Source organism: Pseudomonas sp. LB3P58 (genome assembly GCF_054897895.1).
Genome location: NZ_JBUBVE010000001.1, coordinates 4545308 through 4570369, shown reverse-complemented (window position 1 = coordinate 4570369; position 25062 = coordinate 4545308). Strand labels below are relative to the sequence as shown.

32 protein-coding genes are annotated in these 25062 nt (G+C 59.2%); 14 read left to right on the top strand and 18 right to left on the bottom strand.

Annotation, left to right across the window (positions count from 1 at the left end; all coding sequences use genetic code 11):
• Positions 1 to 271 precede the first annotated feature (271 nt).
• From ACYZTZ_RS21240 to ACYZTZ_RS21230, 3 genes are all read left to right on the top strand, one after another.
• The gene (locus ACYZTZ_RS21240; protein WP_461999614.1) at positions 272 to 790 is read left to right on the top strand and encodes a GNAT family N-acetyltransferase; all 519 of its coding nucleotides are present in this window, start codon (positions 272 to 274) and stop codon (positions 788 to 790) included.
• A gap of 78 nt (positions 791 to 868) precedes the next feature.
• Positions 869 to 1135 (top strand): prevent-host-death protein, encoded by a 267-nt coding sequence (locus tag ACYZTZ_RS21235; protein WP_046049521.1) that lies wholly within the window; start codon positions 869 to 871, stop codon positions 1133 to 1135.
• Positions 1128 to 1469, top strand: a complete 342-nt coding sequence (locus tag ACYZTZ_RS21230) for a hypothetical protein (RefSeq protein WP_056741460.1) — start codon at positions 1128 to 1130, stop codon at positions 1467 to 1469. The genes ACYZTZ_RS21235 and ACYZTZ_RS21230 overlap by 8 nt, the downstream gene beginning before the upstream one ends.
• Before the next feature lie 54 nt (positions 1470 to 1523).
• Here the strand turns inward: ACYZTZ_RS21230 and ACYZTZ_RS21225 are convergent, their stop codons facing one another.
• Together ACYZTZ_RS21225 and ACYZTZ_RS21220 are read right to left on the bottom strand one after the other, a co-directional pair.
• On the bottom strand, positions 1524 to 2129 hold the full coding sequence (locus tag ACYZTZ_RS21225) for a pyridoxamine 5'-phosphate oxidase family protein (protein ID WP_461999613.1): 606 nt from the start codon (positions 2127 to 2129) through the stop codon (positions 1524 to 1526).
• A gap of 7 nt (positions 2130 to 2136) precedes the next feature.
• Complete coding sequence (locus ACYZTZ_RS21220) at positions 2137 to 2622, bottom strand: GNAT family N-acetyltransferase (RefSeq protein WP_056741458.1); 486 nt, start codon at positions 2620 to 2622, stop codon at positions 2137 to 2139.
• A gap of 140 nt (positions 2623 to 2762) precedes the next feature.
• Here ACYZTZ_RS21220 and ACYZTZ_RS21215 point away from each other — a divergent pair, with 140 nt between their 5' ends.
• The 3 genes from ACYZTZ_RS21215 to ACYZTZ_RS21205 all read left to right on the top strand — a co-directional run bounded on the left by ACYZTZ_RS21215 (position 2763) and on the right by ACYZTZ_RS21205 (position 4896).
• The gene (locus tag ACYZTZ_RS21215) at positions 2763 to 3188 is read left to right on the top strand and encodes a YybH family protein (RefSeq protein ID WP_008151160.1); all 426 of its coding nucleotides are present in this window, start codon (positions 2763 to 2765) and stop codon (positions 3186 to 3188) included.
• A gap of 80 nt (positions 3189 to 3268) precedes the next feature.
• Positions 3269 to 3619, top strand: coding sequence for a YciI family protein (locus ACYZTZ_RS21210; RefSeq protein ID WP_008151161.1), 351 nt, complete (start codon positions 3269 to 3271; stop codon positions 3617 to 3619).
• Positions 3619 to 4896, top strand: coding sequence for an RNA polymerase sigma factor (locus tag ACYZTZ_RS21205; RefSeq protein ID WP_461999612.1), 1278 nt, complete (start codon positions 3619 to 3621; stop codon positions 4894 to 4896). Before ACYZTZ_RS21210 ends, ACYZTZ_RS21205 begins: the two co-directional genes overlap by 1 nt.
• Positions 4897 to 5037: 141 nt before the next feature.
• On the opposite strand, the gene ACYZTZ_RS21200 is transcribed toward ACYZTZ_RS21205, so the two are convergent.
• Positions 5038 to 5892 (bottom strand): LysR family transcriptional regulator, encoded by an 855-nt coding sequence (locus ACYZTZ_RS21200; protein ID WP_461999611.1) that lies wholly within the window; start codon positions 5890 to 5892, stop codon positions 5038 to 5040.
• 90 nt (positions 5893 to 5982) lie between these two features.
• On the opposite strand from ACYZTZ_RS21200, the gene ACYZTZ_RS21195 reads away from it, so the two are divergent.
• On the top strand, positions 5983 to 6420 hold the full coding sequence (locus ACYZTZ_RS21195; RefSeq protein WP_056741454.1) for a multidrug/biocide efflux PACE transporter: 438 nt from the start codon (positions 5983 to 5985) through the stop codon (positions 6418 to 6420).
• Between the two features lie 236 nt (positions 6421 to 6656).
• On the opposite strand, the gene ACYZTZ_RS21190 is transcribed toward ACYZTZ_RS21195, so the two are convergent.
• From ACYZTZ_RS21190 to ACYZTZ_RS21175, 4 genes are all read right to left on the bottom strand, one after another.
• Positions 6657 to 7379, bottom strand: a complete 723-nt coding sequence (locus tag ACYZTZ_RS21190) for a TylF/MycF/NovP-related O-methyltransferase (RefSeq protein WP_046049529.1) — start codon at positions 7377 to 7379, stop codon at positions 6657 to 6659.
• Positions 7376 to 8242, bottom strand: a complete 867-nt coding sequence (locus ACYZTZ_RS21185) for a 2OG-Fe(II) oxygenase family protein (protein ID WP_461999610.1) — start codon at positions 8240 to 8242, stop codon at positions 7376 to 7378. Before ACYZTZ_RS21185 ends, ACYZTZ_RS21190 begins: the two co-directional genes overlap by 4 nt.
• Positions 8243 to 8425: 183 nt before the next feature.
• Complete coding sequence (locus tag ACYZTZ_RS21180) at positions 8426 to 10039, bottom strand: inorganic phosphate transporter (protein ID WP_461999609.1); 1614 nt, start codon at positions 10037 to 10039, stop codon at positions 8426 to 8428.
• A 171-nt stretch (positions 10040 to 10210) separates the two neighbouring features.
• A complete protein-coding gene (locus ACYZTZ_RS21175) occupies positions 10211 to 11233 on the bottom strand; it encodes a transporter (protein WP_008145929.1) in 1023 nt (340 codons plus the stop codon).
• 276 nt (positions 11234 to 11509) lie between these two features.
• Between ACYZTZ_RS21175 and ACYZTZ_RS21170 the strand changes: the two genes are divergently transcribed.
• Positions 11510 to 13132: a methyl-accepting chemotaxis protein gene (locus ACYZTZ_RS21170; protein WP_461999608.1), complete on the top strand. Its 1623-nt coding sequence runs from the start codon at positions 11510 to 11512 to the stop codon at positions 13130 to 13132.
• 111 nt (positions 13133 to 13243) lie between these two features.
• Positions 13244 to 13681: a hypothetical protein gene (locus ACYZTZ_RS21165; RefSeq protein ID WP_461999607.1), complete on the top strand. Its 438-nt coding sequence runs from the start codon at positions 13244 to 13246 to the stop codon at positions 13679 to 13681.
• On the opposite strand, the gene ACYZTZ_RS21160 is transcribed toward ACYZTZ_RS21165, so the two are convergent.
• The 3 genes from ACYZTZ_RS21160 to ACYZTZ_RS21150 form a co-directional block, all read right to left on the bottom strand.
• Positions 13678 to 14856, bottom strand: a complete 1179-nt coding sequence (locus tag ACYZTZ_RS21160; RefSeq protein WP_461999606.1) for a GAF domain-containing sensor histidine kinase — start codon at positions 14854 to 14856, stop codon at positions 13678 to 13680. The two genes, ACYZTZ_RS21165 and ACYZTZ_RS21160, sit on opposite strands and share 4 nt — an antisense overlap.
• 134 nt (positions 14857 to 14990) lie before the next feature.
• The gene (locus ACYZTZ_RS21155) at positions 14991 to 15296 is read right to left on the bottom strand and encodes a PepSY domain-containing protein (protein WP_056741449.1); all 306 of its coding nucleotides are present in this window, start codon (positions 15294 to 15296) and stop codon (positions 14991 to 14993) included.
• A gap of 109 nt (positions 15297 to 15405) precedes the next feature.
• Complete coding sequence (locus ACYZTZ_RS21150) at positions 15406 to 16533, bottom strand: glycerophosphodiester phosphodiesterase (protein ID WP_461999605.1); 1128 nt, start codon at positions 16531 to 16533, stop codon at positions 15406 to 15408.
• Between the two features lie 234 nt (positions 16534 to 16767).
• Between ACYZTZ_RS21150 and ACYZTZ_RS21145 the strand changes: the two genes are divergently transcribed.
• Positions 16768 to 17094: a DUF2025 family protein gene (locus ACYZTZ_RS21145; protein ID WP_056741447.1), complete on the top strand. Its 327-nt coding sequence runs from the start codon at positions 16768 to 16770 to the stop codon at positions 17092 to 17094.
• A gap of 125 nt (positions 17095 to 17219) precedes the next feature.
• On the opposite strand, the gene ACYZTZ_RS21140 is transcribed toward ACYZTZ_RS21145, so the two are convergent.
• Positions 17220 to 17543, bottom strand: coding sequence for an antibiotic biosynthesis monooxygenase family protein (locus ACYZTZ_RS21140; protein WP_461999604.1), 324 nt, complete (start codon positions 17541 to 17543; stop codon positions 17220 to 17222).
• Complete coding sequence (locus tag ACYZTZ_RS21135) at positions 17540 to 18247, bottom strand: CTP synthase C-terminal region-related (seleno)protein (RefSeq protein ID WP_461999603.1); 708 nt, start codon at positions 18245 to 18247, stop codon at positions 17540 to 17542. The genes ACYZTZ_RS21140 and ACYZTZ_RS21135 overlap by 4 nt, the downstream gene beginning before the upstream one ends.
• A gap of 15 nt (positions 18248 to 18262) precedes the next feature.
• On the opposite strand from ACYZTZ_RS21135, the gene ACYZTZ_RS21130 reads away from it, so the two are divergent.
• Positions 18263 to 19204, top strand: coding sequence for a LysR family transcriptional regulator (locus ACYZTZ_RS21130; protein WP_462000693.1), 942 nt, complete (start codon positions 18263 to 18265; stop codon positions 19202 to 19204).
• Between the two features lie 7 nt (positions 19205 to 19211).
• Here ACYZTZ_RS21130 and ACYZTZ_RS21125 read toward each other — a convergent pair whose 3' ends face one another.
• The gene (locus ACYZTZ_RS21125; RefSeq protein ID WP_150657192.1) at positions 19212 to 19751 is read right to left on the bottom strand and encodes a DUF1003 domain-containing protein; all 540 of its coding nucleotides are present in this window, start codon (positions 19749 to 19751) and stop codon (positions 19212 to 19214) included.
• 124 nt (positions 19752 to 19875) lie between these two features.
• Positions 19876 to 20487: a TetR/AcrR family transcriptional regulator gene (locus tag ACYZTZ_RS21120; RefSeq protein WP_461999602.1), complete on the bottom strand. Its 612-nt coding sequence runs from the start codon at positions 20485 to 20487 to the stop codon at positions 19876 to 19878.
• Between the two features lie 213 nt (positions 20488 to 20700).
• On the opposite strand from ACYZTZ_RS21120, the gene ACYZTZ_RS21115 reads away from it, so the two are divergent.
• Positions 20701 to 21759: an MBL fold metallo-hydrolase gene (locus ACYZTZ_RS21115; RefSeq protein WP_461999601.1), complete on the top strand. Its 1059-nt coding sequence runs from the start codon at positions 20701 to 20703 to the stop codon at positions 21757 to 21759.
• Positions 21760 to 21782: 23 nt separating this feature from the next.
• Here the strand turns inward: ACYZTZ_RS21115 and ACYZTZ_RS21110 are convergent, their stop codons facing one another.
• From ACYZTZ_RS21110 to ACYZTZ_RS21095, 4 genes are all read right to left on the bottom strand, one after another.
• A complete protein-coding gene (locus tag ACYZTZ_RS21110; RefSeq protein WP_461999600.1) occupies positions 21783 to 22103 on the bottom strand; it encodes a helix-turn-helix domain-containing protein in 321 nt (106 codons plus the stop codon).
• Complete coding sequence (locus ACYZTZ_RS21105) at positions 22096 to 22458, bottom strand: type II toxin-antitoxin system RelE/ParE family toxin (RefSeq protein WP_461999599.1); 363 nt, start codon at positions 22456 to 22458, stop codon at positions 22096 to 22098. The genes ACYZTZ_RS21110 and ACYZTZ_RS21105 overlap by 8 nt, the downstream gene beginning before the upstream one ends.
• Positions 22459 to 22502: 44 nt before the next feature.
• The gene (locus ACYZTZ_RS21100) at positions 22503 to 22820 is read right to left on the bottom strand and encodes a helix-turn-helix domain-containing protein (protein ID WP_046045462.1); all 318 of its coding nucleotides are present in this window, start codon (positions 22818 to 22820) and stop codon (positions 22503 to 22505) included.
• 93 nt (positions 22821 to 22913) lie between these two features.
• The gene (locus ACYZTZ_RS21095; RefSeq protein WP_461999598.1) at positions 22914 to 23681 is read right to left on the bottom strand and encodes an AraC family transcriptional regulator; all 768 of its coding nucleotides are present in this window, start codon (positions 23679 to 23681) and stop codon (positions 22914 to 22916) included.
• A 110-nt stretch (positions 23682 to 23791) separates the two neighbouring features.
• Here ACYZTZ_RS21095 and ACYZTZ_RS21090 point away from each other — a divergent pair, with 110 nt between their 5' ends.
• Positions 23792 to 24607: a sulfite exporter TauE/SafE family protein gene (locus ACYZTZ_RS21090; protein ID WP_461999597.1), complete on the top strand. Its 816-nt coding sequence runs from the start codon at positions 23792 to 23794 to the stop codon at positions 24605 to 24607.
• 71 nt (positions 24608 to 24678) lie between these two features.
• Positions 24679 to 25047 carry a hypothetical protein gene (locus tag ACYZTZ_RS21085; RefSeq protein WP_461999596.1) on the top strand — a complete coding sequence of 123 codons (369 nt, stop codon included), beginning with the start codon at positions 24679 to 24681 and terminating at the stop codon, positions 25045 to 25047.
• Positions 25048 to 25062 lie beyond the last annotated feature (15 nt).

The following is a 25062-nucleotide window of genomic DNA, read 5'->3' as shown; positions in this document are numbered from 1 at the left end:
ATTTGAGTCGTGCTCATGATCAAAGTCCTGTGGGTGGGACGAGGAGCGCTCAACCTGCCGTGGCTGGGCGTCACTAATCGTCAAGGCACAGATAAATAATACGAACCCAGGGCCTTGGGTAGCGGTTATATGAAAGCTTTACGGCGCTGTCCTTGAACCCTATGCACTTCATACGAGAGGTGGTTATCGGGCGTTCGCGAGCAAGCAAGTATTGCTAGAATCGGCGAGCGTTATCCTGTTGTCTCACTTGCCCCAAGGTCTGCGCTGCGCCATGAACTCGTCGAACCCTGTCATCCGAAACGTCCTGCCTGCTGATCTGGACCGCTGCTACGCCATCGAAACCGTTGCCTACGAAGGCGACGAAGCCGCCACCCGCGAAAAAATCGGCACGCGCATTGCCACCTGGCCCGAAGGTTTTATCGTGGCCGAAGTTGACGGCGTTGTAGCCGGTTTCATCAATTCCGGTGCGGCGTTTCAGGTAGAAATGTCGGACGAGGCGTTCAAGGAACTGATCGGGCACGACCCGGCCGGCCCGCACGTGGTCATCATGTCGGTGGTGGTGCACCCGGATTATCAGGGGCAGGGGCTGGCGAAACGGTTGATGGGCGAATTCATCGAGCGGATGCGCGCGCTGGGCAAGACCCACATCCATCTGATGTGCAAGGAGCGGCACATTCCGCTGTATGCCGGGTTTGGCTTTGCCTACATCAAGCCTTCAGCGTCCGACCATGGCGGGATGGCATGGCATGAGATGGTGTTGGAGTTGGGACAAGAGCAAATGAGTTCTTGAGATAAGTTTTTTAATGGCCTAAATTCAGACCTTGTTGCAGCGACCATCCTGTTCGGATGGTGAGCAGAGGAATGAATGATGCGAGTTGAAACTATCAGTTTTGTTAAAAAGAATGCGGCAGCGCTGGATCTTTCTGAGCCGATGCTCGTCACTCAGAATGGTGTTCCGGCTTATGTGATCGAGTCCTACGAGGAGCGTAAGCGGCGAGATGAGGCCATCGCGCTGATCAAACTTCTTTCGTTTTCTTCTCGCGACAAAGAACAGGGTAAGCTGATTTCTGGCGACACTTTGCTGGCCAGACTGGCGCAGCGGCGCCAATTGCAGCAAGACGATAACGATGCCTGAGGCCTTCAGGGTAGAGTTTGCGACTGCTGCGGAGCATGGGGTTGTTTCGCTGGAGCATTATCTCACGCAGCAATGCGGTCGAAAAAAAGCGGCAGAGATGGTTGATCAGCTGGTGATGCAGATCGTTACGGCTCTGAGCAATCAGGCCCATGTTTACGGTGTATGTCAGGAAGCAGCGTCGCTTGGGGTCACTCATTTTCGTGAGTACTTGCCCATGGGGCAGCGGGTTTTGTATGAGGTGTTCCCGAGTGAAAACCTTGTAGTGGTCGCTTTGGTTATCGGCCAGCGTCAAAGTATCGAGAAACAGTTGCTCGATTACTGTCTTCTCCTCTAACAGCTAGTCAAATCCCAAAAGGGTTGCCTCAAGGCAACCCTTTTTCGTGTTTGATCAGTAAAGACTATCCCGCACTCTGGCCGATGCTTCCCGGTCATACGTCTCGGCATCGAACTGCCCATCGTTCAACCGCTTGTGAAACGCACCCGCCGTCGGCAGGGCAGAGCGTTCGAAGTGCTTCTCAGGGTTCCATAAATCCGAACGAACGATGGCCTTGGAGCAGTGGAAGTACGCCGCTTCCACTGTCACCAGCATAACCGTGCGCGCCGGTTTGCCATTGACCGCAAAGCTCTCCAGCAACCCAGGTTCGGCGCTGATCTGTGCCGTGCCGTTAACCCGCAACGTTTCGCCAATCCCGGGAATGATGAACAGCAGCGACACCCGCGAATCGAGCACGACATTGCGCAGGGTGTCGATACGGTTGTTGCCCGGCCGATCCGGGATCGCCAGGGTGCGTTCATCAATGATCCGCACGAAACCCGGCGTGTCGCCCCGCGGTGAACCGTCCATCCCGTCTGGCCCCACCGAGCTGACAATCACCAGCGGCGAGGCGCGGACCATCGCCTGATAATCCTCGTTCAGAAAGGGGATCTGCTTGCGCACGGCGCGGTCGTGGGGTTGGCCGTAGAGGGCTTCCAGTTCTTCGATGCTGTTGAGCATAACCACCTCAGAAAATCAGACCCATGCGCCGTTCATAACCGATCCGGCCCCTGTAGGCTTCGCCACTGTCGACCCAGCCGAATTTTGCGTAGAGCGCGATGGCTGATGCGTTATCCGCATCCACCGACAATTCCAGCCCCTTTATTTCCGGAAACGCCTGACGCGCGACGTCGGGCAGGGCTTGCAGACAGGCCTTGCCATAGCCTTTGCCCTGAGCCCGATGATCGACTTGCAGTGCGTGAAGGGTGGCGCTGTGTTCATCGGCCCAGGCCGGCAGCACGGGCGGGCGCTTGAGCAGCAGAAAGGCCACGGGAACCTCCTCGACCAGTAGCGCAAATCCTTTGACGCCGGGGCCGGGTTTGGACAGCAAGGTGTGCAACGCGCCGTGAATGTCGCCGGAGAACTTGATTTGTTCTTTGTGAACTTCAATGGCCTCGACCTGCTGGCGCTGGAGCGCGTTCAGGCTGTCGTAAGGCACGAGTCGGGATGTCACTGGAGTGTCCTTTTTCCAACAAAATGTGTTTCGGATTCTAACGAGTTTGCGTCCATGGATTATTTTTATTTGGGCTGTCGATTTGGCTTTTCGCCAGACGACTAAGGGTGTCTTCACAACAAAAACCACGGAGAACCACCATGAACGCTACCCACGAAATCCAGACCCTGATCGACACCTATCGTCAGGCGGTCATCGCCAAGGATGTCGAGAAACTCATGCCCCTGTATGCCGAGGACATCGTCTCCTACGACGCGGTCAAGGCCCTGCAATTTCGGGGCAAGGCCGCCTACCGCGCGCATTGGCAGGAATGCATGGAAATGTGCCAGGGCGCGCACAAGTTCGACTTCGACCATATGAACATCGTGGCAGACGAGCACATCGCCTTCGCCCATTGGCTGGCCCATTGCGGCGGCACCAACGAGAAGGGCGAAACCCAGGCCTGCTGGATGCGCGTGACCGCCTGCTATCGGCGCGACGATGGGCAATGGCGCATCGTCCACGAACACTGGTCGGCCCCGTTCGACATGATGAGCGGCACGGTGCTGTTCAACCTGGAACCCTGAGCGTCAGGCCGATTCGTCGGGAATGTCGCGAAAGCGTCAATCAGCAGCCATAGTTGATCCGTTCGATTCAGGAGAGCCCCATGAAGTATTTATGCCTGGTCTACAGCAACGAGCACGAGTTGCACTCGCTGCCCGAAAGCCCGAATGACGCTGAATGCATGGCCTACGCCGAGGCGATCCAGGGCAGCGGCCGAATGGTTGCCGCCGAGGCGCTGGAGTCGGTGCAGACCGCGACCACGGTGCGCATGCGCAACGGGAAAATGTCGATCACCGACGGCCCGTTCGCCGAAACCAAGGAGCAATTGGCCGGCTTCTACCTGATCGATGCCAAGGATCTCAATGAAGCCATCCAGGTCGCCGGCAACATCCCGGCGGCCCGGGTCGGCTGTGTCGAGGTGCGTCCCGTTCGTCAGTTGAATCCCGGCGCCTGATGTCGGCCGAGTCGGTACGGGCGCGGGTCGAGCAGGTTTACCGCGAAGAGTCACGGCGGATTCTGGCGACCCTGATCCGTTTACTCGGCGATTTCGACCTCGCCGAAGAAGCCTTGCACGAGGCGTTTTTCGTCGCGGTCGAGCGCTGGCAGCGTGACGGCGTGCCGGACAATCCGCGTACCTGGCTCGTGTCCACCGGGCGCTTCAAGGCCATCGATGTGTTGCGGCGGCGCGCACGCTTCATCGCGTCGCAACCGATGTTGATCGCTCAACTGGAGGCGCTGGAGCAGGCTGACTGGAGTGACGAAGACGTGGAAGACGATCGCCTGCGCCTGATCTTCACCTGTTGTCACCCGGCACTCGCCGCGAACGCCCAGGTGCCGTTGACGCTGCGCGAAGTCTGCGACCTGACCACGGAAGAAATCGCCCGGGCCTTTCTGTCGGCACCAGCGACCATCGCCCAGCGCATCGTGCGGGCTAAAGCAAAAATCCGTGATGCAAAAATTCCTTATCAAGTGCCGACCCTGGCGGAGTTGCCCGAGCGCCTGGACAGCGTGCTGCGGGTGATTTACCTGGTGTTCAACGAAGGCTATTCCGCGTCCATGGGCGCGGAACTGACCCGTGAGGATTTGACCCGCGAGGCGATTCGGCTCGGTCGTCTGTTGATGGAACTGCTGCCCGAACCCGAGGTGATGGGGCTGCTGGCGCTGATGCTGTTGCACGAGTCCCGACGCCTGGCCCGGACGTCGGCGAGCGGGGAGTTGATCGTGCTGGATGAGCAGGACCGTTCGTTGTGGGACGCCGAGATGATCGAAGAAGGTTGCGCGTTGGTAGAGCGGGCGCTGACGACTCGGCGCTTCGGGCCTTATTGCCTGCAAGCGGCGATTGCGGCGTCGCATGCCGAAGCGCCCACGGCGGCGGAAACGGACTGGCTGGAGATTGTGGGGCTGTATGACGTGCTGTTGCGGGCGGCGCCTTCGCCGGTGATCGAATTGAACCGTGCGGCGGCGATCTCCAAGCGGGATGGACCGTTGGCGGGGCTGACGTTGGTTGAAGGGATTCTGGCTCGGGGTGATTTGCTGGATTACCACTTGGCGCACGCGGCGCGGGCGGAGTTTTGTCGGCAGTTGGGAAGGGTTGATGAGGCAAGGGCGGCTTATGAGCGGGCGTTGGAGTTGACGCAGCAAGTGCCGGAGCGGCGGTTTATCGAGGCTCGGATCAAGGCGTTAGATCGCCCCCTCACCCTAACCCTCTCCCCAGGGGGTAGAGGGGACTGACCGAGGTGTTCTTTCGAATTACATCGACCTGAGATTCCGAGTCGAACTCAGGCTTTGAAGCTATGGAGATCGAGCTCCCTTTCCCCCTCTCCCCGCTGGGGAGAGGGCTGGGGTGAGGGGTGGCCCTAACCATCGCCCTCGCTATTCCAGCATCTTGCCTAACAACCAACTCCCCGCCGGCCCCGGCGGATGCAGCCGCGACCACAGCGCATCGACGAACACCGGTTTCGGCCAGCCGCGCACGTCAAGTTCCTGCAACGTCCCTGGCCCAAACCGCTCCACCAGCCACCGGGGCAACGGCGCCCAGCCGAATCCGCCCTGAGCCATTTCCAGCAGCATCAGATAACTCGGCGCCGACCAGACGCGCCCCTTTGCCCGGCTTTCATACGGATTGACGATCGTCGCCAGACGCAGCTCCCGGTGTTGTTGCAACACGTCCTGATCGATGTGGCTCAGCGCCGCCAACGGATGCTCGCGGGACGCGAACAGGGCAATCTCGGTCCGTTCTTCCACGGTCGAGCTGACCAGGTCCGGCGGGTAACTGTCTTGTTTTTCGGCGAAGGCCACATGCGCCCGACCCCGTTGCACCAAGGCCACCAAGTCATCGCACTCGGCGATCAGGCATTCAAGTTCCAGGTCTGGATAACGCTGCTCGAAGGCGCTGAGCGCCGCTTCGAATCGGTCGGACTGATACGTGTCGGAAATCGCCACGGTCAGTTTTGGTTCGACCCCTTGGGACAGTTGGCTGGCGGTCATTTCCAGTCGGCTGGTAGCGGCCAGGATGTCCTCGGCCCGTTGCAGCATCACGTGCCCGGCCGGGGTCAGGCTCGGCTTGCGGCTGCTGCGGTCGAACAGCGTCAGGTTCAAGTCGATTTCAAGGCTGGCCACGGCGGCGCTGATGGTCGACTGACTGCGCCCCAGTTTGCGCGCCGCGGCGGAAAACGAGCCTTGAGTCGCTGCCTGAACGAAGGCCTGCAACACTTCTTGAGAGGCCATGAACTATCGCCTTGATCGATGGTTATTGGTTATGAAGTATCGGTGTGAGGAAGGATCATGGCAACCACAGTCACTCAGAGGAGTCTGGCCATGAGCGCCAACAAATCCATCACTGAACGTATTTTCCAGGCCATTGGTTTCGAATTGCTGGCCATCCTGATCTGTACGCCGCTGCTGGCGTGGATCATGGACAAACCGATGCTCGACATGGGCGTCGTGACCATGGCTATCGCGGCACTTGCCCTGGCCTGGAACGTGGTCTTCAACGGATTGTTCGACCGTGCGCTCAAACACTACAACCTCGTGCACAACGCGTGGGTCCGTGTTGTCCATGCGCTGTTGTTCGAAGGCGGTCTGGTCGCGGTGGGTGTGCCGTTGATTGCCTGGTGGCTGAAGGTCAGCCTGTGGCAAGCGTTCGTGCTGGATATCGGCGTGCTGCTGTTTTTCCTGCCGTACACCTACGTCTACCACTGGACGTATGACGTGGTGCGGGAGCGGTTGATCCTGCGCCAGGCTTACGAAGCTTAAAAACAAAGATCGCAGCCTCCGCTTTCATCGCCTGCTCTACGCTCGGCAACGGCATCTGCCGTTGCGGGTCAGGGCGTTCATGGGTTGGCTGGCAAACCTCATCCAGTCCACAGCCTGAAGCACAACACACTTCCCCTGTGGGAGCGAGCCTGCTCGCGATGAGGCCTCCACACTCAACATCATCGTTGACTGTCAGACCGCTATCGCGAGCAGGCTCGCTCCCACAGGGTTATGCGTTAGACGTGGAAATAACCTACGCAGCTATCAAACGGCAAACGCTTGAGCTCGATCTTGTTCAGGTCGAGTACTTCGCGCAGGGCTTTGGTTTCGCCGGGGAAGTTGCGGTAAGCGACTTCGTCGAGTACCACGATTGCGCCTTTTGGCATGTACGGCAGGAAGGTTTCCAGCGCGACTTTGGTCGATTCGTACAGGTCGGTGTCGAGGATCAGCATGGCCACGACCAGGTCCGGCCGGGTCTTGACCCACTCAGGCACGGTCTTGACGATGTCGCCTTTCACCAACTCGCAACGCGGGATGCGGTTGACCGGGCGGAGCAGGTCGTTGGCGTCGATCATGTCCTGGATCAGGGACTGGTCGGTGTCGGAGAACATGGTCTCGTTGACGTCGGCCGGGTCTTCGTTTTTGTCGATGCTCTGGAAGCCTTCGAACGTGTCGAAGCCAACGATCGAACGGTTGATCGCGTACGGTTCGAGAATCATCGACAGGTGCATGTAAAGCATCAGCGAGTTGCCCTTGTACACGCCGCACTCGATGATCGCGCCCGGCACTTCGGCCACCTTCTTGAACAGCTCCATGCGCGAGAGTGCAGCGGTCACGCCAATGCGGTTGGCGAAGACGAACGGCGCGTCGGCCACGTACTCGGCATCGACCCGTTTCAGAACGTTGGCACGGGTTTCGTTGTACTGGGCCTCGGCAGGCGTGATGCGACGCTTGGTCATTGCTGGATTCCTTGGAAATTCGAAAAGTCGTGGGCGTGGAAATAGTCTTTGAAACCGGCGCCGACATCAGGGCAGGCGCTGTCGACGTTGATCGCGCCGCGCTTGTGCTTGAGGTCGTCGAGGTGCATCAGGCGGAAGTCCACGCTGAAGCGGGTTTGATCGGTGTGGTTGGCGACCGTGCCGTGCAGGTGCGAGCCGGAGAAGATCAGCATCTCACCGGTGTTGCCGGCGATGCGCATTTCGGATGCGGTGTTGATCGCCTCCAGCGGTACCGGGTGCACGCGGACTTCCTCTTTGAGGTTGTCCTTGGCCTTGTGCCGCTGGTTGTTGATCCAGTCGTTGAGGCTCCATTCGCTGGAGGTGTTCTTCACCGGCACGTCGAAGTAGCCGGCGTTGATCATCATGGTCTGGTCGGGGCTGATGGTGTGCACCGGCATCCAGGTGTTGATCTGGCAATCGACGCTGCCGTACCAGGTGTCGCGATGCGGTTTGTAGGCATAGCTGACACCGGCGTGCAGGTAGTCGTAGTTCGGCACCACGCGAATGCGCGGCACGTCGAAAATGTACTCGTGCGGGTCGACACCGATCTCGTCGATAAACGACAGGATCAGGTCCTTGGAGCGCTGGCTGTTGGTGAACTGGCCCTTGAGGCGCGTCACCAGCACCACGAATTCTTCCACCGGCATCAGCGTGTGCAGCGCCTGGTGGTTGGTCTCGCCGTCGAAGGCGGCGGTGATGCTTTCCTGGGCGAACGCACACAGCTCTTTGGCGGCGCGCAGCTGAGTGTTCAGGAAGATGTCGCCGGCGTAGATGGCTTCTTTGAAGTCAGCTTTCTGTTGAAGCTGATTGATGTACAGATTCACGATTCCACTCCTGAATGCATCGAGTCTCTAATGAGTCGGCCACACGTTAGCAAACTGAAGTGCAATCAGGCGGGTGGCAGATCAATAAAGCCGCAACCCCAATAATTTGCGACGAAATGCGTTTTCCGTGCAAAAAAAATCCCGGCTCAGGAACGAACCGGGACTGTTGAAACGTTGATCAGATCAGAACAGTTGGGTGAACAACCAGTACAGGCTGCCCGACAACAGAATCGCCGCCGGCAAGGTCAGCACCCAGGCCATCAGCAGGTTGCGGATGGTCTTCATCTGCAAGCCGCCGCCGTTGGCGACCATGGTCCCGGCCACGCCCGATGACAGTACGTGCGTGGTCGACACCGGCAGGCCGAACATGTCCGCCGCGCCGATGGTCAGCATCGCGACGGTTTCCGCCGAGGCGCCTTGCGCATACGTCAGGTGGGTCTTGCCGATCTTCTCGCCAACCGTCACCACGATGCGTTTCCAGCCGACCATGGTGCCCAGGCCAAGGGCGATGGCCACTGCGATTTTCACCCACAGCGGAATGAACCGCGTGGCGTTGTCGATCTGCTGCTTGAACAGTTGCAGCTTGCCGCTGGTGTCGGCGTCGAAGTTGCCGACCTTGTTTTTGTCCATCAGGCGAATGGTTTCGCTGGTCAGGTACATGTCGTTACGCACGTTGCCCATGGCCTCGGCCGGGACCTTTGAAAGCGAGCCGTAGCCCTTCACTTCGTTACCGATATTGCCGGTCAACGCGGCGAGGGCGGGGATCAGTTGCGGCGTGACTTCCTTGCTGCGCACGTAATCGGACAGCACCGGACGCGGGTCGGCCGGCGCTGGCAGCGGCGCACTTTTGACCAGCGCTTGTTGGGTGACTTCGGCCACGGCGGCAAACTGCAGCGCCTGGTCCGCCGGCATGGTGCGGTTCAGCGCGTAAGCCATCGGCAGCGTGCCGACCAGAATCAGCATGATCAGGCCCATGCCTTTCTGGCCATCGTTGGAACCGTGGGCGAAGGACACGCCCGTGCAGGTCAGGATCAACATGCCGCGAATCCACCACGGTGGCGGAGTGTCGCCCTTCGGTGCTTTGTACAACGCACGATTCTTGACGAAAGCACGCAAGGCCAGCAGCAACAGCGCGGCAAACGCGAAGCCGATCAGCGGCGACAGCAACAGCGCATAGCCGACTTTGGTTGCCTGCGCCCAGTCCACGCCGCTGGTGCCGTCGCGGCCGTGCATCAGGGCATTTGCGACGCCAACCCCGATGATCGAGCCGATCAGGGTGTGCGACGAAGACGCCGGCAAGCCCAGCCACCAGGTGCCGAGGTTCCACAGGATCGCGGCGATCAACAGGGCGAAGATCATGGCGAAACCGGCGGAGGAACCGACTTGCAGAATCAGCTCCACCGGCAGCAGGGCGATGATGCCGAACGCCACCGCGCCGCTGGACAGCAGCACCCCGAGGAAGTTGAAGAACCCGGACCAGGCCACCGCGAAATTCGGCGGCAAGGAGTTGGTGTAAATCACCGTGGCCACGGCGTTGGCGGTGTCGTGGAAACCGTTGACGAACTCAAAGCCGAGGGCAATCAGCAGCGCCACGCCCAACAGCAGAAACGGCGTCCAGGTGGTCACCACGGTGCCGAGTTCGTTCATGTCGTGCATCAGGCTGTAGGCGGTGAACAACAGCCCGCTGCCCAGCACAGCGAAGAAAATCACGATGGTCAGCAGGCCGGGCTTTTTATCGAGTTGCGGTTTGGCGCTACTGGCGGGCGCCTGGGCGGCGGTGAAGGAAGGAGTAGCCATGACGGACAATCCTGAGGGGAGAAGGAGTGTCGCCCATGATCGTTGCTGAATGTTACAGAGAGGCTGCGCTGGATCAGGGTTTGGGGTTTTTTAAAGGCAGAATCAAAAGATCGCAGCCTCGTTTCACTCGACAGCTCCTACATTTGGAAACGAGGCTGCGATCTTTTGATCTTAATAATCCTGGCGCTTGCGAAACGCCCAACGCCCGGCGATCACGGTAAACGTCGCGACCAATGCCACCAGAATCCAGAACCCTTCCGGGTCGCCTGAAAGCGGCACCCCACCGACGTTCATCCCGAAGAAACCGGCGATGATGTTGATCGGCAAGGCCAGCACCGTGACCACGGTCAGGGTGAACAGCGTGCGGTTGCTCTGTTCGTTGAGGTTGGCGGCGATTTCTTCCTGCAACAGCTTGATCCGTTCGCCCAGCGCCGTGAGGTCGTTGATGATCAGCGCGAACTCCTCGGTGGACTTGCGCAGCTCCTTGACGTCTTCCTTCTGCAACCACTGCGGCGGGCGATTGAGCAGGCGCAGCAACGAGCCCGGTTCCAGCGCCAACAAGCGTTGCAGGCGCACCAGTACCCGTCGGTTGGCACCCAGCTCAGCCCGGTTGGTCGACAGCCGCGAGGACAGCAACTCATCTTCGATCTGATCGACACTGAGGCTGGTCTTGCGCACGATCTGGGTCAGCACTTCACCCTGATCGCGCAGCAGATGCACCAGCAATTCCAGCGGCGAGCGAAAGCACTCACCGGCCTTCACCGACGAGCGCAGCTTGTCCACCGAGTGCAGCGGTTGCAGGCGTGCGCTGACGATCAGACGACTGCGGGCGCAGACCCACAGCGTCGAAACATCTGAAGAAACCATGCTGCTGAGGTTGAACACCACGTCGTTGACCACCGCTAGCAACGCCGAATCCACATGCTCGATACGCGTCGAACGAGAGCCCTCATGCAGCGCTTCGAAAAATTCGTCGGGCAATTCCAGATGGCTTTTCATCCAGCGCTCGCATGCGGCGTGGGCCAGGTTCAGGTGCAGCCAGAGAAATTCGTCGTTGTCGCCGGGTTGTTGCAGGCACTGCAAGGCCTTGGCCGAATCGAGCTCGCGGCCGCGCTCACCGGGGCGAAAACTGAAACCGTACAGCAGACCGAACAGGTCCGTGTCGCGATGGCTTTGGTCGATGCTGTGGTTCATGAAGTCTCACTGTGAGGAGGCGCCTGCCGCGGGTTTCACAGGTTCACTTGAGCCGCATCATCGCAAGGATTTTTGACGGTTTTGTGACAGTAGGATAGCGGCAAAATAGTGGCCGTACCGATGGTCGGAATTCATTCAAGAACCGCTCTGGGGCGCCGATTACGCTGACGTTAACTTGCACGGCTTTGGCCATGAACCAAGGTCGCAGACAGGGATGTCCGGACACCTTTCACGCCTTGTTGCGGCGTGCCTCATCCCTGTCATGAGTATCACTCGATGCTGCAAAAATCCCTGAGAGCACAAATCCTTGCCTTGTTGAGCGGCAGCCTGTTGGCCATGTTGCTGATCGCCCTGGCCTGCTTTCACTTTCTGTCCAGCGGTGTTCAGAGCTACGCGAATCTGATCGAAGGCCCACTGCACACCTCGCAACTGATCGATGAAGCCAACCTGCAATTCAAGGTGCAGGTACAGGAGTGGAAAAACGTCCTGCTACGCGGCAAGCAACCTGCGGACCTGGACAAATACTGGAAGCAATTCGAAGACCGCCAGCGCGACGTGCAGGGCATCCTTGGTGAACTGGCCGGGCAGAAGGGAATCGAGCCGCAGCTGAAAACCCGCATCGAACGCTTGCGGGACGAACATCGTCTGCTGGGCGCGGCCTATCAGAAGGGCCGTGACGCCTACGTGGCGGCAGGCGCCGACCCAACGGCTGGCGACACGGCGGTCAAAGGTGTGGACCGCGCGACCAGCGATCAGATGAGCGAGTTGGTCAGCGAATTGCGCAAGCAGGGTGCCGCGCAATCGAAGCTGATCAGCGCCGACGCCGATCGCACTGTGTTGCTGGGGATCATTGTGATGCTCGCCTCGGGACTGTTGATCGGGTTGTTGAGCCTGTGGCTGGTCAACCGCAACCTGGTCGAACCGATTCGCAAACTGATCGAGTACGTGGCGCAACTCAGCCAGGGTCGTTTCGCCGAACGCGTGGCCAGCACCCGTCAGGACGAGCTGGGCAAACTGGCGATGGCCGCCAATACCCTGCGCGATTTTCTTGCCGAAACCTTTAACCGTTTGCAGCGCAGCGCCAAGGATCTGGACAGCGCCAGCGGTGAGCTGAATTCCATCGCCACCCTGATGGCCAGCGGCACTAACGAGCAGTTCAACCGCACCGATCAGGTGGCCACGGCGATGAACGAAATGTCCGCTACCGCGCAAGAAGTCGCGCGTCACGCAGCCGATGCGGCACGTGCCGCCGACGATGCCGACCAGTCCGCCCAGCAGGGTGAAAAGGTCATGCAGGGCACCATTTACACCATCACCCAAATGCGCGGCGAAATCGCCAATACCGCCACGGTCATCCGTCGTCTGGAAACCGACAGCGGGCGCATCGGCAAGGTGCTGGAAGTGATTCGCGGCATCGCCGAGCAGACCAATCTGCTGGCGCTCAACGCCGCCATCGAAGCAGCCCGTGCCGGTGAAGCCGGGCGCGGTTTTGCGGTAGTGGCCGATGAAGTCCGCAGCCTGGCCCAGCGCACGGCGGCGTCGATCATCGAGATCAACCAGATCATTCAAACGGTGCAAACCGGTGCGGTGGACGCCGCTCAGGCAATTGAAAGCGGTCAGTCGCGCAGTGAGGAAAGTGTCGAACAAGTGACTCAGGCCGGCGCCATGCTGGAGCGCATCACCCTTGCCGTGGAAGCCATCCGCGACATGAACCACCAGATCGCTACCGCCGCGGAAGAGCAGACGTCGGTGGCCGAAGACATCTCGCGCAACCTCACCGAGATCACCAGCATCGCCAGCACCAATCTGGACAACGTGCAGCGCACGGAAGCGGCCAGCCACAACCTGCACGGGTTGTCGGGGCAGTTGAATGAAGTGACGGCGCGCTTAAGCGCGTAACGGGAATGGCTGTGTACCGGTTTGCTTACCGAGTCGGTACACAGTCGATCTCAAGTCCGCAGTGTCGATGTCGATGACCACGGTAATCCCAAATCCCAATGGAAAACCGCCATGGTCAGCATCACTTCCGTTTCGATCACCCCGACGGCCACGACTGCTTCGAGCAAGACTGCCGTCAGTGACAGCACCGAAGACACCTCAGTCACGGCAACCGCCGAGGCGTCCAGCGACACCACCAAGGTATCCGCCGGTGGCGCCCCCGCGGCGAGCGGCAGCAGCTCCAGCAGCAGCGAAGAATCCGATACGGTGAAAGAGCTGCGCAAGCAGATCGCCGAGCTGCAAAAGCAATTGCAGGAACAACAGCAGCAACTGCAAGCGGCCCAGGCCAGGCAGGAAAGCGCCGAAGCCAAAGCGGCAGACGTCGCGGCGGCTCAGTCGCAGATTGCGACGACTTCGGGTTCGTTGCAGACCGCGACGGCGGCGTTGTTGCAGGCGTTGCAGGATGAGGGGGGCAGTACTTCCGGTTCCTTGGTCAGTACGACTGCTTAACTCAGTGCTGGAAGACTGAAGGTGAACGTCGTGCCCTGTTGCTCGGTCGAGACCACGTCCAGTTTTCCGCCATGGGACTGCGCAATCTGACGGGCAATGTACAACCCTAACCCGAGACCGGTCTGCGGTGTTCCGCTGGCCGATCGCGAGTAGGGCCGGAACAGATGGGGCAGCGCATCCTCGGCAATCAGCCCCTGATTGTTCACGCTCAGCACGAACTGTCCTTCATTGATCTGCGCGCTGATATCGATCGGGCCGTCGGGATCGCCATGAGCAACCGCGTTCGCCACCAGATTGGACAGCAATTGCGCGACCCGCTCGCGATCACAATGAATGCTGTGCAGGTCACCGATGGACGATTCAATGGTGCGGCCGGGATGGACGCTCTGAACCTCTGAAATCACATGCCGCAACGCATCCTCAAGATCCGGGCACGGTTCAATGTTCACGGGAATGCCACGGCCCAAAGAGCCGCGAGCGAAATCCAGAACGTCATCGACCAGTTTGGTCGCACGACGGGCACTGGTGAGGATGTGCCGGGCCCGTTGCTGATTCGCCGGATCGGGTAGTTTGCGCAGGAACATTTCGGCGCCGGCGCTGATGGCGAACAAGGGGTTGCGCAGATCATGCCCGAGCACGGCAATGAATTGTTCGCGCAGTTCGGCGGTTTCCCGTTCCTGCTTCAGCGCTGCTTCGGTCTTTTGCAGGTTTTCTTCGGCTTCGATCTGCAGCGCCAGCATCCGGGCGAAGGACTCCATGGTGCTCTGGATCGTGCTGGATTTGAGGGGCGCAGGGTTGGGATCAAGGGCGCAGAGGGTGCCGAAAAAGCGTCCGTCGGTGCGGAAAACCGGCACGGATATGTAGCTTTCGAACTGATAAAGGCGAGGGGTGTGGTGATTGCGGTAAAGCGGGTCTTCACTGGCTTTGTCGATGACCACCGAATGATGCGATCGACGAATTTCGTGGCACAGGGTCGTGACAAGATCCAGCTCACCGCCGACCTGCAAACCGAAATTCAGCTGATCGAACACCGCACACGCCGTCCACGATTCTTCGGTGACCCGGGCCACGGCGACGAAGCGCAGGCCCGTCAGTTCATGGATCACTTGAAGAATCGCCGGCACCGCACTGATCCGGCCGATCGTGGCGATGTCTGCTGCCGCTGCTTGCCCCATTTCAATCTATCCCTGTATGAACGGTGTGGTGGGATTCTAGCGGGCTGGCGCGGCGTTGGCGCGACTTCATTGTCTGAATTTGACATGCAAAAAAGCCGCACGATCCGAAGATCGTGCGGCTTGGTGTTTGTGCATCAGGTGTCTTGTTTGTTGCTCAGAACTTTGCCGGTGGCGGCATCGAAATCCACGTCAAATTCTTTGCCGTCAGCGGTTTTCAGTTCGACTTCGTACTCGTAGCCGTTGAAGTGATTATCCAGATCCGTGTCAGTGATGGTCGCACCCGGATGCAACTTCAGAGCAGCCTGATTCATTTCTTCCAATGGCTTGATCTTGCCGCTTTTGACCAGCTCAGGGATCTGGTCGACGCGGACATCAGCCTGGGCCAGGCCCGCGGTGAGGGTCAGGGCAGCAGCAGTGAACAGGGCAGTCAGGGTTTTCATGAGGTTCTTTCCTTGGATGAGCTTTTTAAGTGGGATCAGGTTATCCGGCGCAACTTAATCCACCCTTAATTCTCCGAACGCGACTGAATGAAGACCGTTCCCACGTTCATCAGTAACCGTTGTTCTGCAGCAATTGCGCAACACTGGCCGCCGCCGGGCGTTTGTAGAACTTGAGCAGTTCGCTGGCGCGGTTGGTGAAGATGCCGTCGACGCCGGCGTCCATGACTTTCTGGTAATCCACGGCATCGTCGATGGTGTACACGTGCACCAACAAGCCCTGATCGTGGGTGTACTGGTTCATCCACGGTTGCACCAGGTCCGAATAGCTCTGATCGCCACCCTTGGTCAGCGCGGCAGAAGGGCCGGTGCCGATCGCGCCCTGGGCTTTGGCGTACTCGACCCATTGCTGGAATTCGGCTTTGTCTTTCGGTTGTTGTTTGGCGTAGTAAGTGGCTTTGTCCTTGTCGCCGGACTCGGCAAACGTCACCTTGGATTTCGGCTCGATGCTGCCTTCGCCGACCCACAGCAGGAGGATTTTCGGTACTTTCGGCATTTCCTTCTCAAGCAGTTCGAGGCTGCTCTTCTCGAAGGTTTGCAGCACGACTTTACCTTTGCCCTGGCCAACCGCCAGATCGCTCTTCGCCAGTTTCGAACCGGCCGGGCTCAACCAGCCGCGGTCCTGGAGCTTTTCCTTGAGGTCGCGCTCGATCCCGGGAAATTGCTTCGGTTCTTTGGTTTCGATGTACAGACCGGGTTTGTGCAGCGGATTGCCTTGGGCAATGTCGATGATTTCGTCGAGGGTCTGAATTTTCAGACCGACGTACGCAGGACGCGCGCGGTCCGGGTAGGCAGTGTTGAACCAGCTCCCGGCATCGAGGGTTTTCAGCTCGGCGAGGGTGAACTCGTTGGCCGGGCGGTCCTTGCGCTCAGGGAATTTGCTGGCGACGTCGGTGGTGCGTTGCAGGTTGTTGTCATGCAGGGCGAACAGCACGCCATCCTTGCTGCGTTGCACGTCCAGTTCCAGGTAGTCGGCACCCAGGTCGCGAGCCAGTTTGTAGGCCGCGGCGGTGGATTCCGGTGCATCGAAGGACGCGCCACGGTGAGCAATCACGGCCGGATGCGGGATGCCCGTGCGGGTTGCCAATGCGGTGGGGCTTGGCTCGCTGGCGGCCTGTGCCTGGCCGAGGCCCAGCATCAGACTCAGCAACAGGGCGCTCTTGGTGAAGGTAACAGGCATAGTCGAGGTCCTTTCGCAGATTTTCAAAGACGTATCTTTTAACAACTGAGCGCCGCTTGCGCTATCGCCAGACCGACATAAACGTGTTTAAAGCAGATTTTTTCCGCGCTTTTGTGCGCTTCTTTGCAGTACTCTTGGCCCCGGCAGTTACCCCGGCAGAGGGAACGCCCATTCGCTTGCCCTGCGTGTAAACCATCGATCACCGGTCCTTTACGACCTTCTGTGAGGTTTATCATGCGCATCACTTCCGAGCTCATCTGCCAGGCCGCCGACCAACTCAAAGGCTTCGTCGGCCTCAATCGCAAGACCGGCCAGTACATCGTTCGTTTCAGCGAAGACTCCTTCGGCATGGACGTGGCTGACGACGGCATTATCCCCACCAGCGAATTCGTCTGGGCCCCAGGTTCCGCGCAGGCCATGACGCTCAAGCGTGAGTTGATTCAGTTGTTGCTGGATCAGAACATCGATGACCGGATCAACATCACCGAGCCGTTGCGGGTGTACATGAATCGGCGGGAAGTGCCGGAGATTTCGGCGGTTCGCAGTTTGGTGCAGGGCTGAGTTTTGCGGTGATTGTGCGGGCCTCTTCGCGAGCAAGCCCGCTCCCACATTAGTTATGTGTCGATCACAAGACCAATGTGGGAGCGGGCTTGCTCGCGAAGGCGGCCTGAAGAACGCCGCATCATTTACTGGTTGAACGCATACGCCCGCTCAACCTTGCACACCCGCGTATGACAAGACGAATACCAGGTCGACCGTCCGCGCTCGCGAATCTCACTGTGCTCGGGATGATGTTTCCACGCCAGGATTGCCGCTTCGCTGGCCCAGTAGGACACCGTAATCCCGAGCCCGTCTTCACCCCGAGCCGATTCCACCCCCAGGAAACCGGGTTGCTCACGGGCCAGTTCGACCATGCGCGTGGCGGCCTGCTCGTAACCGTGATCACCGTCGGTGCGCAGGGAGGTAAAAATCACCGCGTAGTAAGGCGCTGGCGGAGTCTTGGCGATCATGGCTTCTGCCTCTTGCAGGCTGCGATCAACGCACGGACCAGCGGCGGCAGATTGCCCTTGAGCGCTGCGCGTTCAGGTTGGAACAGCGTTGCGACGAAGAACGGATGACCTTTGAGTTCCACCGCCCGCAAGTCGCCCGAAGCATCGTGTCCAACGGCGCACAGCTGTTGGCTCAACAACTCACGTTCGAACGCTGGATTAACGCCGTAGCGGCAGTGATAGCCTTCGACAATCTCAGCGCTTTCGTACGCCTGGGCGATCAACGAGCCTTCCACCAGATGAATGCTGTCGACGGCCTCCACCAGCGAACAGGTCAGTGGCGTGATCAGCGCTCGCGTCGCATCGGGCGATGTCTCGCCATGTTCGGCATCGTCCCAGCCCAGAACATGTCGGGCGTATTCGAGTACGGCGTGTTGAAAGCCGCCGCAGGTGCCAAGGAACGGCCGTTGCTGTTCACGGGCAAAACGAATCGCCCGCAACGCACCGTCCATATCGCGGTAAGGACTGGCGGGCACGCACCAGAAGCCGTCGAAATCAGCCAATGGCGCATCGGCGCTGATGCGGTCGGTGGCCAACCATTGGAACTGCACGTCTGCGTTCGCCTGTTCAGCGGCCATGCCGAGGGCGATGGGGATGGCTTGGTGAGCAGTGACATGCGGGTCGTAATCGCCGATCAGGGCGATGCGGATTGGGCGGGTTTCCATGAGTGCGCTCCACGCTTGTTGATTCCTGGCACCCACTATAGATTGGCGTTCACGCACTCAATATTGGCGTTATCCCAATTGATCAATGCATCAACGCACTATCGACTGGATTACCCCGACCTGTCCCTGATCCTCGCGCTGGTGCGCGGCGGCTCTCTGGCCCGGGCGTCGACGCTGTTGAAGGTCGACGTCTCGACCGTATTTCGCGCCGTGCGCCGATTGGAAGCCGCGCTGGGCCAGCAACTGTTCGAAAAGAGCCGCGCCGGCTACTTGCCCACCACCTTGGCGCAGACCCTGGCCGAGCAAGCTGAACGGGCCGAACAGGCGCTGGAGGTGGCGCGCATTGGTGTGGAGCAGGGCGGTGAAGTCATCAGCGGCACGGTGCGCCTGACCTGCACCGATTCGGTCTTGCAAGGCTTGCTGCTGCCAGCGTTGGCGAAGTTCATGCCCGGCTATCCGGCGCTGACCATCGAGTTGAGTACGTCCAACGACTTCGCCAACCTTAGCCGCCGGGATGCCGATATCGCCTTGCGTCTGACCCGCACACCGCCCGAGCACTTGGTCGGCCGGCGATTGGCTGAGGTGTCCTATCGAGTCTGTGCCAGCGAGGCGTATCTGAAATCGGTCGATTCCGAAGACTTGGCTTCGCTGACCTGGATTGCCCCGGACGACTTCCTTCCCGATCACCCCACCGTCGCGTGGCGCCGTCAGCAGTTGCCCGGCGTCACACCGGGTTATCGCTGCAACAGCATGTTGTCGGTGACTGAGCTGGTGCGGGCCGGGCTCGGTGTCGCGGCATTGCCGGATTTCCTCATCGGTGAAGGGCTGCAACCGTTGAGTGAGCCGTTACACGGTTACGACACGGCGCTCTGGTTGCTGACCCGCCCGGACTGCCGCGCCTTGCGCTCGGTGGTGACGTTGTTCGATGAGTTGGGGCGGGCGCTTCGATTGCCTTGACCGAGCGCTAAACTTTCGGCTGATCCTTGCGCACGAAGTGCTGATGCATTTCCGAGGTCAGGCTTTCAATGCGTTCGGTGAGCGCCTTGGTCATTTCGGTGAGCCGGGTGTTTTGTTCGAGCAACTCCAGCAGTTGCGCGGTGTTCTGCGCTGCTTGTGCCTGACGTTCACTGTTGGCGACGGCCAGGGTTTCGCGGTGCAGGGCGTCGGCGTCGGACTGGGCTTTATCCCGCGCCGCCTGACGGGTCTGGGCCAGCAGAATCAACGGCGCGGCATACGCCGATTGCAGGCTGAACGCCAGGTTGAGCAGGATGAACGGGTAGAGATCGAAGTGGGCCACGCCAAACAGATTGAGGCAAACCCATATCACCACGATCAGCGTCTGCGCACCGAGAAAGGTCGGCGTGCCGAAGAACCGCGCGAAGGCCTCGGCGCGCAGCGCAAACTTGTCGTTGCCAAAGGTAGGCGCCAAGTGTGCATGGGCACGATGAAAGCGCAGATGGTCGACGGGGAGGGCGGGTTGAGTGTCGGAAGTCGTGGTGGTCATGGTGCTCTCTGCATGGCGCTGGGACTGAGGCTCACTATAGCCCCAGCGCCAGTTTCATTCTGAAACACATTACGGAGTTTTATTCCGCGCTATTGATCACCGCTAAAGCGGCGGACATTGTCATTTATTGCAGCTGATAGCAGGCCAGAAACATGTCCAGCGCCGACTCCACAACAGTGGTCTGCATCTCGGCTGACAGGCCGGGCAGGCCCATGGAAATCTGTGGCCAGAACGCAAAGGATTTGAGCATTCCCTGAATCTGTTGTGCAGCGAATTCGGGGGCGACTGGTTTCAAACGGCCATCGGCCTGGGCGGCGCGGATCCACACGGTCAGGCCTTCTTCGCGCTCACCCATTCGGGCGACCATGTTCTGCGCGCGCTCGGGGGAATGGATGGTGGCGGCGATGGCCACCCGCGCCAGGTCAAGAAAATTGTCATCGCCCAGCATCTGCAATTTCGCCATCAACATCCGACGCATCTGATCGCGTAGCGGCAGGTCAGGGTGGTAGGGCGTTTCCTGTTCTGACGTCACCCGCGCCCATAATTGATTGAGGATTTCGGCGAACAACTCTTCCTTGCTGGGGAAATGGTTGTACACCGTGCGCTTCGACACGCCGGCGGTGGCTGCGATCTTGTCCATGCTGGTGATGTCGAAACCGTTGGCACGGAATTCGGCAATCGCCGCCTGAATGATGGCTTCGCGTTTTCGGTCGGTGAGGCGCTGTGGAGCTGTCATAAGTACGCTTCGGCAGGAAAAAATGAGAATTACACTTGGCAGTTTACTTGTGATCGGGTTTGATGCAACCTAGAAACTACACTGTACAGTGTAATGTTTTGTTAATCCTGCGCAGTGAACAATAGATCTCCGGCTGATGCGTGCGTGCCTTGGCCATTTATCGTCCCAAGCGGAAAACCGCGAATCATGCGGTTTTCCTGGAGTCATTCAGTCATGGCCACTTCAACTTCCCCTGCGGACAACGCCTCCACGCCTGAAGCATCCCGTCAGGCAGAAGGGCTCTTCCGAAACCATGCTCCCGTGCAACGTGAAGGCTTTCGCAAAATGGTACGCATCATGTGGAACATGATCTTCCACAAACCGCGTAACACCCGCCCGACGGCGCCTGTCCCGGTGCAAGCGCTGACTCAGGCAGCGTTGATCGCCGCCCCCAACCACAGCGTTTACCGCCTCGGCCATTCCACCGTACTGCTGAAACTGCGGGACAAATTCTGGATCACCGACCCGGTCTTCGCCGAGCGCGCCTCACCCGTGCAATGGGCCGGCCCCAAACGCTTTCACCAGCCGCCGATCACACTCGAAGAACTGCCGCCGATCGAAGCGGTGATCCTGTCCCACGATCACTACGACCACCTCGATTATCAAGCGGTGCTCAAACTGGCGGACAAGGCCAAGTACTTTCTGACGCCGCTGGGCGTGGGCGACACCTTGATCAAATGGGGCATCGACGCCAGCAAGGTCCGCCAGCTGGACTGGTGGCAGGGCACCGAGGTTGATGGCATCCAGTTTATTGCCACACCTTCGCAACACTTTTCCGGCCGCGGTCTGTTCGATGGCAACAGCACGCTCTGGGCCTCGTGGGTGATGATCGACGGCGACACGCGGATCTTCTTCAGCGGCGACAGCGGTTATTTCGACGGTTTCAAACGCATCGGTGAGCAATACGGCCCGTTCGACCTGACACTCATGGAAACCGGTGCCTACAACGTCGAGTGGCCGCATGTTCACATGCAGCCGGAGCAAACCCTGCAAGCACACATCGACCTTAAAGGCCGCTGGTTATTACCGATTCACAACGGCACCTTCGACCTGTCGATGCACGCCTGGTTCGAGCCCTTCGACCGGATTCTGGCGTTGGCCTGGGAGCGGAATGTGTTGATCACCACGCCTCAGATGGGTCAGGCGTTCAATGTGATGTATCCGCAGCGGGGTGGAGCCTGGTGGTCGGAGATGGAAAACGTTGGCGATCAGGTGGAACCTCAGAACGCATAGCGTGTGAAAACGGGCTGAGCGTCTTAAGCGAAAACCACCTCAATACGGCCCTCTTTTCGTGATCGGGGGGCTGACTTGATCACGATCTGCACGTCACGTCCGAGCAGTGAAAGGCATTCCATCATCTTGGCTTCACTGATACCTCGAAACTTTCCGCGCAACATCTCAGAAAGCTTGGGTTGAGGGAGGCCCAAGATTTCTGACGCTTGGACTTGGGTCAAATGGCGAGCCTTAATGATCTCGCCAATTTTGGCCGCCAGTTGCGATTTGACTCGCATTTCATTGGCGTTGGGCGTCCCGAGGTCTTCATAGACGTTCCCGCTGCTCTCTTCGATTTCAATCATTTCCTGATCCTTTTGCGTGATCCTGCGCCGCTTGAAGACGCTTTCTGATCAAATCGATGTCGCACTGCGCGGTTGTGATACCCATAGTCGACTTCTTCTGAAAGCAGTGCAGAACATAAATGGCATTACCAAAACGAACGGTATAAACGGCGCGATAGGTGTTCGTATTGAAGTCATCCACCATCTCAAGCACTCCGGCACCTCCAAAACCCTTTAGAGGCTTCGCGTCGGGATGCTTTGCACCGCTTTGCGCCAGATCTAGTGCATGACCAAAAACATCTTGTACATCTGCGGGCATTTGCTTGAGGTCTTTTTTGCTGCTGCTAACCCACAGGAGTGACTTCCTTGTACTCATGCGAAAATATACCTATATGGGAATAATCGTCAATCGATGATTTCTCACTCAACCATCGCATAATCCGCCCGCCCCACCGGATCAGGCGTAGACCCTTTCACATTCATCCCTCGACCCGGCGCAAATCCCGGGAAGAACACCAACCCCTCCGATTCAAACCGATAAGCCAACGCCAGCCGCGTAACATCCAGCACGTCGCGTTCATCCTCAAATCGCTGAATAGCGTCCACCGAAACCCCGGATTCCCGAGACAGTTCCTCCACACTCCAACCCAGCATCGCTCGGGCCTGAACGCTATGCGCGGGGGTGAATTGGAAAAGGGCGATACGTTCCAGGGTGATTTTCATCGCATGAGAGGCCATGGTGTTCTCCGGGCTCAAGAGTGCTGATTCAAAAAATACTGTGTTTTTGTACAGTTGTTTTGAGCCCGGATCAACCTCATTTTTTGATCGGTTCTATCTCGTCCCGTCCAGCCAGGTCGTTGGCGCCTGTCCCAGTACGCGGCGGAACATCGTGGAGAACGCCGCCGGGCTGTCATAGCCAAAATCCAGGGCAATCCGCGTCACCGGTTCCCCCACCACCAGCCGCGCCAGAGCCAGCACCACGCAAGCCCGCTGCCGCCATTGGCTGAAACTCAGACCCGTCTGTTGGCGGAACAGGCGATTGAAAGTACGCAGGCTGATGTGCAACTGATCGGCCCATTGCTGTGGCGACTGGTGAGCGTCGGGCCGCAGCACAAAGTCCTGGCACAACGCGAGCAGCCGCGCATCGACGGGCAGCGGAATGTGCAACGGCAGGTGAGTGCTGCGCGCCAGTTCATGCAGCAGCAAGCCGATCAGCGTGCCGTCGCGCCCGCGCTCGTCATATGCCAGCGGGATCTCCACCGCCTCCATCAGCAAGTGCCGCATCAACGGCGAAACGCTGATCACCTGGCAGCGATCCCCCAGATCCACCGCGCCCGGCTCGATATACAAACTGCGCGTACTCACCCCCAGCATCAGCACCTCGTGCGCCACCCCCGCCGGAATCCACACCGCCCGCTGTGGCGGCACCACCCAGCTGCCGTCGTGCGTGCTGACCTGCATCACCCCGGTGGCGCCGTACAGCAATTGCGCCCGCCGATGCGTATGACGAGGCAACAAATGGCCGTGGGAATATTCCGTACCGATGGCCACCACCGGCCGTGGCGTGTGGTCCAGCAGATCAATCGAAACATTGCGCATCGAGCAGTCCTAGCGGTTGGCGTAAACGCGAACATTATTGGCTGACTTGCTGAAGCAGGCCAAGACGCATCGCTCTATCGTCGACCGCTCTCAACTAACGGACGACACCGATGTTCTATCTCCTGCTGGCACTCTTCGGCTGCATGACCGGCATCACCGCGGTGCTGTTCGGCTTCGGCGGCGGCTTCGTCGTCGTGCCATTGCTGTACCGCATGCTCATGACCAGCCACGGCACAGACGATCCCGTCAGCCAATCGGCGATGCACATTGCTGTGGCAACCTCGACCTGCGTGATGATCGTCAACGCAACGATCGCCACCGGAAAACACCGACGCGCCGGTAATCTCATTCGTCATTACCTGTGGCCGTTGGGCGGGTTTATCGGCGTGGGCGCGGTAGTCGGCGCCGTAGCAGCGATGTGGGCAAGTGGCGAGGTGATTCGCTATGCCTTCATCGCGTACTTGGGCGTGACCATCGCGGATTGCCTGTTGCGACGCGGTTTTCTTACAGCTTCTGACAGCGCCATCCCACGGCGATTGGGAAGGGCAGAAGTGTCTGGTGGCGGTGTAGGAATCGGCACCATCGCCACGTTTCTCGGCGTAGGCGGCAGCGTCATGACCGTGCCGTTGTTGCGGCGTTGTGGGTTGAGCATGTCCCAGGCGACGTCCATGGCCAATCCGCTCAGTTTGCCCGTGGCGCTGGCCGGGACGCTGACTTACATGGCCATGGCTGGTTTCACCGAGTTTGATCTTGGGCCGTGGTTTGTCGGTTATGTGGATCTGCTGGCGTTTGCGGTGTTGACGGTGGGGTCGCTGGTGGGGATTCGGCTGGCTACGCCGTGGATAGGGCGGATACCGGATCGAACCCATGCGCGGGTGTACATCGGTTTGCTGGTTCTGGTGATGCTTGGTATGTGGGTCAAGTAGGGTTGGAATCAGGAGGTTTTTTCGCAAGAATAAGTCTTTGCATTGATCAAGATTTCACGCAGGAGAACGTCATGTCGATCCTCGAAAGCGACTGGAAGAAATTCAAGGAGCTGCGCAAGATTGCGCTAGATCGTTTTTGCCAAGGAGTGCTCGCCGATGCCAAGGCTATTGCACAACATGGTGCACTTTCTGCGCATGCTCGCTATGGAATGCTTTATGGCCTGATCCATGATCGAAACAAGGACATGGCCCGGGCCTTTAACCACAACAGCCAATCCCGTTCCAGTGCGCTCACCGCTTTAAGGTTGTTTGTCATGCACGACTTGCTGACCGACGCAGAGCTTTCAATTCTCAGCGAAGATGCGCTGGACTACATCTCGGATGTTGGTCGCCGGCCCTATGAGCTTGAATGGGTCGAGGAGATCGTGCGGCAGGACTGAACGTCGTTCGCCGCT

What these genes read in the sequence shown, in the direction of transcription:
- ACYZTZ_RS21195 (WP_056741454.1), top strand. Translation starts at nt 5,983, where the DNA reads ATGAGCGCCAACAAATCCATCACTGAACGTATTTTCCAGGCCATTGGT.
- ACYZTZ_RS21240 (WP_461999614.1), top strand. Translation starts at nt 272, where the DNA reads ATGAACTCGTCGAACCCTGTCATCCGAAACGTCCTGCCTGCTGATCTG.
- ACYZTZ_RS21160 (WP_461999606.1), bottom strand. Translation starts at nt 14,856, where the DNA reads ATGGGGCAAGCAGCGGCAGCAGACATCGCCACGATCGGCCGGATCAGT.
- ACYZTZ_RS21180 (WP_461999609.1), bottom strand. Translation starts at nt 10,039, where the DNA reads ATGGCTACTCCTTCCTTCACCGCCGCCCAGGCGCCCGCCAGTAGCGCC.
- ACYZTZ_RS21085 (WP_461999596.1), top strand. Translation starts at nt 24,679, where the DNA reads ATGTCGATCCTCGAAAGCGACTGGAAGAAATTCAAGGAGCTGCGCAAG.
- ACYZTZ_RS21145 (WP_056741447.1), top strand. Translation starts at nt 16,768, where the DNA reads ATGCGCATCACTTCCGAGCTCATCTGCCAGGCCGCCGACCAACTCAAA.
- ACYZTZ_RS21235 (WP_046049521.1), top strand. Translation starts at nt 869, where the DNA reads ATGCGAGTTGAAACTATCAGTTTTGTTAAAAAGAATGCGGCAGCGCTG.
- ACYZTZ_RS21100 (WP_046045462.1), bottom strand. Translation starts at nt 22,820, where the DNA reads ATGGCCTCTCATGCGATGAAAATCACCCTGGAACGTATCGCCCTTTTC.
- ACYZTZ_RS21225 (WP_461999613.1), bottom strand. Translation starts at nt 2,129, where the DNA reads ATGCTCAACAGCATCGAAGAACTGGAAGCCCTCTACGGCCAACCCCAC.
- ACYZTZ_RS21090 (WP_461999597.1), top strand. Translation starts at nt 23,792, where the DNA reads ATGTTCTATCTCCTGCTGGCACTCTTCGGCTGCATGACCGGCATCACC.
- ACYZTZ_RS21170 (WP_461999608.1), top strand. Translation starts at nt 11,510, where the DNA reads ATGCTGCAAAAATCCCTGAGAGCACAAATCCTTGCCTTGTTGAGCGGC.
- ACYZTZ_RS21140 (WP_461999604.1), bottom strand. Translation starts at nt 17,543, where the DNA reads ATGATCGCCAAGACTCCGCCAGCGCCTTACTACGCGGTGATTTTTACC.
- ACYZTZ_RS21210 (WP_008151161.1), top strand. Translation starts at nt 3,269, where the DNA reads ATGAAGTATTTATGCCTGGTCTACAGCAACGAGCACGAGTTGCACTCG.
- ACYZTZ_RS21215 (WP_008151160.1), top strand. Translation starts at nt 2,763, where the DNA reads ATGAACGCTACCCACGAAATCCAGACCCTGATCGACACCTATCGTCAG.
- ACYZTZ_RS21095 (WP_461999598.1), bottom strand. Translation starts at nt 23,681, where the DNA reads ATGCGCAATGTTTCGATTGATCTGCTGGACCACACGCCACGGCCGGTG.
- ACYZTZ_RS21115 (WP_461999601.1), top strand. Translation starts at nt 20,701, where the DNA reads ATGGCCACTTCAACTTCCCCTGCGGACAACGCCTCCACGCCTGAAGCA.
- ACYZTZ_RS21230 (WP_056741460.1), top strand. Translation starts at nt 1,128, where the DNA reads ATGCCTGAGGCCTTCAGGGTAGAGTTTGCGACTGCTGCGGAGCATGGG.
- ACYZTZ_RS21120 (WP_461999602.1), bottom strand. Translation starts at nt 20,487, where the DNA reads ATGACAGCTCCACAGCGCCTCACCGACCGAAAACGCGAAGCCATCATT.
- ACYZTZ_RS21190 (WP_046049529.1), bottom strand. Translation starts at nt 7,379, where the DNA reads ATGACCAAGCGTCGCATCACGCCTGCCGAGGCCCAGTACAACGAAACC.
- ACYZTZ_RS21110 (WP_461999600.1), bottom strand. Translation starts at nt 22,103, where the DNA reads ATGATTGAAATCGAAGAGAGCAGCGGGAACGTCTATGAAGACCTCGGG.
- ACYZTZ_RS21150 (WP_461999605.1), bottom strand. Translation starts at nt 16,533, where the DNA reads ATGCCTGTTACCTTCACCAAGAGCGCCCTGTTGCTGAGTCTGATGCTG.
- ACYZTZ_RS21135 (WP_461999603.1), bottom strand. Translation starts at nt 18,247, where the DNA reads ATGGAAACCCGCCCAATCCGCATCGCCCTGATCGGCGATTACGACCCG.
- ACYZTZ_RS21105 (WP_461999599.1), bottom strand. Translation starts at nt 22,458, where the DNA reads ATGAGTACAAGGAAGTCACTCCTGTGGGTTAGCAGCAGCAAAAAAGAC.
- ACYZTZ_RS21205 (WP_461999612.1), top strand. Translation starts at nt 3,619, where the DNA reads ATGTCGGCCGAGTCGGTACGGGCGCGGGTCGAGCAGGTTTACCGCGAA.
- ACYZTZ_RS21200 (WP_461999611.1), bottom strand. Translation starts at nt 5,892, where the DNA reads ATGGCCTCTCAAGAAGTGTTGCAGGCCTTCGTTCAGGCAGCGACTCAA.
- ACYZTZ_RS21125 (WP_150657192.1), bottom strand. Translation starts at nt 19,751, where the DNA reads ATGACCACCACGACTTCCGACACTCAACCCGCCCTCCCCGTCGACCAT.
- ACYZTZ_RS21165 (WP_461999607.1), top strand. Translation starts at nt 13,244, where the DNA reads ATGGTCAGCATCACTTCCGTTTCGATCACCCCGACGGCCACGACTGCT.
- ACYZTZ_RS21175 (WP_008145929.1), bottom strand. Translation starts at nt 11,233, where the DNA reads ATGAACCACAGCATCGACCAAAGCCATCGCGACACGGACCTGTTCGGT.
- ACYZTZ_RS21155 (WP_056741449.1), bottom strand. Translation starts at nt 15,296, where the DNA reads ATGAAAACCCTGACTGCCCTGTTCACTGCTGCTGCCCTGACCCTCACC.